The 6,555-nt window shown below is 46.1% G+C and carries 4 protein-coding genes and 1 pseudogene; all 5 read right to left on the bottom strand.

Features of this window, described 5'->3' with window-relative positions; translation table 11 throughout:
• Nucleotides 1–31 precede the first annotated feature (31 nt).
• Nucleotides 32–1,819: an ABC transporter ATP-binding protein gene (locus AB5N96_RS12970; RefSeq protein ID WP_204589276.1), complete on the bottom strand. Its 1,788-nt coding sequence runs from the start codon at nucleotides 1,817–1,819 to the stop codon at nucleotides 32–34.
• On the bottom strand, nucleotides 1,812–3,572 hold the full coding sequence (locus tag AB5N96_RS12975) for an ABC transporter ATP-binding protein (protein WP_392456615.1): 1,761 nt from the start codon (nucleotides 3,570–3,572) through the stop codon (nucleotides 1,812–1,814). Before AB5N96_RS12975 ends, AB5N96_RS12970 begins: the two co-directional genes overlap by 8 nt.
• Nucleotides 3,573–3,678: 106 nt before the next feature.
• Nucleotides 3,679–4,929 carry a Y-family DNA polymerase gene (locus tag AB5N96_RS12980; RefSeq protein ID WP_499705719.1) on the bottom strand — a complete coding sequence of 417 codons (1,251 nt, stop codon included), beginning with the start codon at nucleotides 4,927–4,929 and terminating at the stop codon, nucleotides 3,679–3,681.
• 456 nt (nucleotides 4,930–5,385) lie between these two features.
• Nucleotides 5,386–6,105, bottom strand: a complete 720-nt coding sequence (gene istB / locus AB5N96_RS12985) for an IS21-like element helper ATPase IstB (RefSeq protein WP_392455223.1) — start codon at nucleotides 6,103–6,105, stop codon at nucleotides 5,386–5,388.
• A pseudogene (locus AB5N96_RS12990) lies at nucleotides 6,105–6,555 on the bottom strand (IS21 family transposase); the annotation flags it as partial. The gene istB and the pseudogene AB5N96_RS12990, both read right to left, overlap by 1 nt.

A 6,555-nucleotide genomic window follows, 5' to 3' on the forward strand; every position in this document is an offset into this window, starting at 1 on the left:
TCTTTACACCCTACTCTTGCTCATGACAGTTTTATGACATTTGTTCTTCGACAATTCCATTTTGAAGCTGATACATTTTGTGATAGAGCCCTTTTTGACGAATCAGTTCTTGGTGCGTGCCGCGTTCAACGATCTCTCCTTGGTGCAAAACAAGAATCAGTTCTGCGTCTTGAATCGTGCTGAGTCGGTGTGCGATAGCAATCGTCGTACGGCCTTTTCTCATCTTCTCAAGACTCGTTTGAATCGCCACTTCTGTCTCGGTATCGATGTTGGCTGTTGCTTCATCTAGAATCAATACTTTCGGGTCTGTTGCCATGGTGCGCGCAAACGCAACCAGTTGGCGCTGTCCACTTGAGAATGTTGATCCGCGCTCTGTCACTTTTTGCTGATACCCATCTGGCAGTGCGCGTATAAAGCTGTCCGCTTGCACAAACTCTGCAGCAGCACGCACTTGTGCGCTCGTCATCTCTGGTGCATGGAGGCGAATATTGCTTTCAATGTCGCCGTAGAATAAGAATGGATCCTGGAGCACAAGCCCCATCTTCTTTCGTAACTCACTCATCGGAAAGTCTTTTAAAGAATGTCCATCGATGAGGATTTCCCCGTTTTCGTATTCGTAGAACCGCATCAACAAATTGATGATCGAGCTCTTCCCACTTCCGGTGTGCCCAACTAAGGCGACCGTCTGTCCAGGCTCCGCAGTGAACGAAATGTTCTTCAGTACGTCTTGGCGTCCATCATACGAGAACGTCAAATTGCGGAATTCGATTTTTCCGTCGAGTATTTTGGCAGCAGGATTGTTCGCCTGTGCCGGTGCCATATCTTCTTCGTCCATCAGTTTAAATACGCGTGAAGCAGCAACGATAGCTTGCTGGAAAATCGAAAGTCGTTGCATCACTTGATTGATCGGCTCGAAGAAACGGTCGATGTAGGCAACAAATACATAGATCACCCCGACTTCAACCGGGTTCGAGAAAGACGTGATTCCGAAATAACTCAATACCAGGATAATAGCCAATGCGTACACCAAATCGATGGCTGGACGAAGAAGCAAACTGTCGAGCTTGATATTGCGGCCTCCTGCTTGGAAGTGCTTGTCATTGATTTCGCTGAATTCATCTCTCAAACGTTTTTCTTGGCGGAATGCTTGGATCATGCCCATTCCAGAAATGGATTCTGCAAGTTTTGCATTGAGTTGCGAAAGACGTTCGCGAAGGTCTTGGTAGACGACGGAACTGTGTTTACGGTACGTGTAGATGATAAATCCTAAAATCGGTAACAACAATGTCGCCATCAGTGCGAGTTGCGGATTAATCAAGAACATCGCAATGTAGACCCCGATGATCAAGAATCCGGCTTGGACGAATCCGACAAGTACACTGACAAACATATCCTTGATGGCTTCTGTATCGTTCGTGACACGTGATACGATGCTTCCGGCAGGCGTGCGGTCGAAATAGCGCATGCCAAGCCCCTGTACCTTCGTGAAGACATCGATTCGCATCGTCTGGATAATTTTCAAGGCAAGTTTTTGGAATGTCATCAGTTGGAAATAGCTGATCACGACATTACTGATCTGAATGAAAAGATATCCTGCAGCAAGCCCAATAATGGCTGCTTGCGGGAACGAACCGACTGTTAAATAGTCATCGATGTAGATTTTAATTAAATAGGGCCCGACCAGATCTCCTACGACTGTCAAAGTAAGTAGAACGAGGGCAATCGCCAACATCTTTTTATGTGGGAGTAAATAGCGTAGTAAACGTTTTACGACTTGCCACTGCATTTTCCCGGTCAGTTTGGGCATTTTCTCATCCATGGATGTCGCCTCCTTGCTCTACGAGTGACTCGAGCTGCTGGAGCTGGTACATCTCGAAATACGTGCCTTGTTGAGCCATTAATTCGTCATGGGTCCCTTTTTCTTTAATGGTCCCGTCTTCCATCACGATGATTTGGTGTGCATGTTGAATGGCACTTAGTCTGTGTGATGTGATGATCGTTGTTTCATCTGTTCGCTCTGCTTTTAGTGATTCTAAAATGGCCTCTTCCGTCTTTGCGTCCACCGCTGACAAGGAGTCATCGAGTATCAACAATTCTGGTTGCATCATGAGTGCACGTGCAATCGAAATCCGTTGTTTTTGACCACCAGATAGCGAAACGCCTCGTTCACCTACAATGGTGTCGTACCCATCCGTAAACCGTGTGATGTCTTCATGAATCGCTGCAAGTTTTGTCGCGCGTTCGATTTCTTGTTGGCTTGCTTTGACATTTGTGAATGCAACGTTCAACCCAACTGTCGTTGAGAATAAGAAATGGTCTTGTGGAACGTAGCCGATCGCTTCAAGCAGACTCTCTTTTTTGTAATCACGAATATCGTGTGTGCCATATGTGATACTTCCTTTATATCCTTCAAATTCACGCATCAACAGTTTTAGAATCGCCGTCTTTCCGGAGCCAGTTCGTCCGACGATACCTAATGTCTCCCCGCGGTCCAGTGTGAAATGGACGTCACGAAGGCCCACACGCTCATCCCCTGGGAATGAGAACGCATCAATCGCAAATGTTACTTTGCCTTGAGGTTTCACTTCCAGTGCGCCAACACGGTCATCAATGTCGACTGGTTCCGATAGCAGTTGCTGGATGCGCTCATACGAAGCACGGCCACGCTCTACGATGTTGAACAACCAACCAAACGCTAGCATCGGCCACACGAGTAAGCCAAGATACGTATTGAATGCTACAAGGTCTCCAATTGTCATCTCATCCGCTAAGATGAACTGGGTACCGAAGCTGATCGCTAAGAAGAAACATGCTCCAACGATGAGTGAAATCGTTGGGTCGAACAATGAGTCGACTTTTGCTACACGGATGTTCTTATCGACGACTTCTTGTGACAGGCGTTTAAAGTCTTCCGTATCTTCTTGTTCTTGTCCGAACGTCTTAATGACCTTGATTCCACTAATACTTTCTTGGGATTTGTCGTTCAGGTCAGAGAACGCTTCTTGTGCAAAACGGAAGCGTTGGTGTAACAATCGTCCGTAATAACTAGTTGTCAGTACCATGATGGGCATTGGTAGTAAGGCAATCAATGTCAGCTTCCAGTTGATGGTGATGGCCATCGCAGCAATCACAAATCCACCAGTTGCTAGTGAATCAACGAGTGTCAGCACGCCTGCCCCTGCTGTTTGTTGCACAGCCGACAAATCATTCGTTGCATGTGCCATCAAATCTCCGACGCGTCGTTTTTGATAAAACGAAGGGGACATCCGGCTAAAATGGTGAAACAATGTCTGACGCATACGACGAGCAAGCAAAATTGCTGAGCCGAAGATCATCATTCGCCAGTAGTAGCGGAGAATATACATTAGTAGTGCAGCCCCTGCAAGTAAACCGAGCCACTGCATGAGTAGCTGTGATGTAAGCCGTTCTTCATTGATGGCATCGACGACTTCTCCGATGATGCGCGGAGGAATCAGTGTCAAGAATGCCACAAACAGCAGCATGACGACGCCGAGTCCGTAGTGCCATTTTCTCTCTTTAAAGAACCAGGCAAGGTCTAAAAATACCCTCATGTGTTCGTTCCCCTTTTCTCGTACAATTTAAAAACCTTATTTAGTTTAGCAAATCTTCAAACATTTCGGAAGACGAACAACTGAAATAATTTCGAAAATAGAAATATCACATCTTTTTATGACCGCCAAGAAGAGTTGCTCGGTAACGCGCTGTACCGTCCGCTGTATAGGATACGGCACGTAAAACAGCGGTCGAACCATATTTTCTACGAAGTGCATCGATTGTTTGGCCGAGCCGTTGCTCGCGGATCTGTTCAGTGTGGGTAAATAAATTTAATTGAAGGGAATCGTCCTCCTCGATGTTACTGACAGAGAGTGCGATTCTACGCACGGGACTGCCATCGTAAAAAGTGTCCATCAAGCGGTCAAATGCAGCGTAGATGACAGATGTTCGGTTGGTAGCTTCGTCAATCGATAGAGAGCGACTGAACCCGCCGAATTTGCTGTAGCCGATACTCATATGCATCGTGCGACCGACCTTCCCTGCTTCTCGCAGGCGGCGTGCCACGTCTTCTGTCATTTCGAGTACGACGGCCATCGTTTCTTTTTTGGAGTTGTAGTCGCGGAACAAGATCTGCCCCTTGCCGTAACTGATCTGTCCTTCCATGATGGGTGCACCGACTTCAGATAGATCAATCCCCCACGCGTGGTGATACAGTTGATTCCCCATCACACCGAATTTTGCTTCGAGTTGCTCGAGCGGGGTGTGAGCAAGATCGCGAACTGTGAAAATGCCCATAGCGTTGAGTGTAGCTTCCGTTCGAGTGCCGATTCCCCATACTTCCCTCAGAGGAGAGACGGGCCAGAGTTTTTCTGGAACATCTTCGTAGGTCCACTCGGCAATGCCAGTTTTTTTCGCTTCTAGGTCAAGTGCGAGTTTGGAAAGCAACATATTTGGTCCAATGCCAATGCTGCAAGGGATTTGAAATTGACGCTTCAAATCATCTTGAATTTTGCGAGCGACATCCCACGGGTCACCCCATAGTTTTTCGGTGCCTTTTAAGTCAATGAAGCTTTCGTCGATACTGTACACATGAAGGGATTCCATCGGGACGAGTTGATTTAAGTAACGGGTAATTTCTGCTGAGACTTTCACATAGAGCTCCATTTGCGGCTGGATGATGCGTATTGCGGGGTGGTTTGGAATTTCAAACCGACGTGTACCGGTTTTGACGCCAAATTGTTTTTTCATTCTCGGAGAAGCGGCAAGGACGACACTTCCTTTTTGTTCGAGGTTGCCGACGATGGCGATGGCTTCTTGTTGGATATCGAGGCCATAGACGGCTGCAGAACAACTTGCAAAGAAGCTTTGCATGTCGATGCAAAGAATCTTGCGCGGTTCAAGTAGTTCATACATAACAATTCCGCCTTTCTATTCTAGTTTGATTTAGTATACACCGAACACACGTTCTTAATCTAGTGCGGAATGTTTTTTGATCGAGGAAAAATTTGTCGGGGTTAACTCCTCAAGAAAAAAAGAGCCCGGGGTGAGGTGCCTGTTTTAGACTCAATTCTGGTAGGGCTGGAGACTCAGTTCGAGACGGAGTCGAAGAAGTGTGGCTCCTGAACTGCCGCTCTAGAATTGTGGCTGTGACAGGCTCCGTATGATTACGCACCGATAGAGCATTTGTCTGTCATCCGAGGTTCGATTCTGTCTAAAGAAATAAAAACCAACAGTGGCCGATTCGCTTATTGAGCGAATCGGCCACTATTCTTCTTAGTTCTCAACAAAATCAACCTGTATTTGGCAAGTAAGAAATGTATGAAATGGCAATTAAAAATGTTGCTTGCCAGATGCATCTCTCCACCGTATTTAGTTATTCATTAATGATTCTTTCATTCGATTGCTAGGCCCTTTAAAGACGACGAGATGTGAGTGATGGATTAAACGATCGATTACGGCCTCAGTCAATATAGGGTCCCCAAACACATGGTTCCACTCACTGAACCGTAGGTTCGTTGTAATGATAAGACTCTTTCTCTCATAACACATGCTGATCACTTGGAAGAGTAATTCTGCACCACTCTTGTGTAGAGGGATATACCCTAGCTCATCCAGTATCAATAAATCGACCTTCTCTAGCTGTTTATAGAACTTCCCCAAAGTGCCTCTCTCATGTAAATCCATCAACTTGTTCACCAATCCTGCGATGGTGTAGAAACGAACGTTTAATCCCGTCTCTTGAATCGCATTCAAGCCGATTTTTGTGGATAAAAAGGTTTTGCCCGTGCCCACGCCTCCATAGAAAATCAGGTTCTCTTTGTTCTCCATGAATTCTCTATTTAAAAAGTATTCGCGATTCAGCCCTTGCGTGTATTCGATATCATCCCATTTGAATTCGACGCTCGGTAATGGCGGTAAGAGCGATTGGGTAAAGAGGAGGTTTGTGCGCCGTTCTTCACGCTGACGCACTTCTGCCTCCATCAGTTTAAGTAGATATTCCTGATTTGAAGTAGCCTCGATCTCTTCAAAGTTTTGACGTATCCAGCTGAGCTTCAATCGCTTTGCGTATTCTTGTATAAGTAGTTCCATCAAGACACACCGCCTTTTTCAAACAACTTGTCGTAATGTGTTGATCCTCTTGATGCCGGTGGCATTGGAGGGATTGAGTCTCTTCTGATATCAAGGCTCACGCGGTCGCTCCGCCCATTGATGAGTTGGTAGAATACCTGTTTGATCGATTCTGCAGAAGGATGCCCGTGCGTCGATGCGATTTTTAGAGATTCTGTTGCCACCGAGAAATCATGTTGTTTCAAGAGGACTGAAAGAAGTCTCAATGCCTCCTGCTTTTCAGGTACTGTGCAGCTGTCTATATATTCTTTCCAATTGACCGGGAGCTGTTCAAAGAAATCCGTGTATTTGATTGCCATTGGCCGTTTGGCCATCAGCTCAAGATATGGTTGCCATTTCATCGACTTCTTATCCTCACCATACAGGCGTGCATGAGTAATGATTGATTCATGTTCTGCCGTCATGATCTCG

This window comes from Chryseomicrobium imtechense, from assembly GCF_041475995.1.
Lineage (GTDB): Bacteria > Bacillota > Bacilli > Bacillales_A > Planococcaceae > Chryseomicrobium > Chryseomicrobium aureum.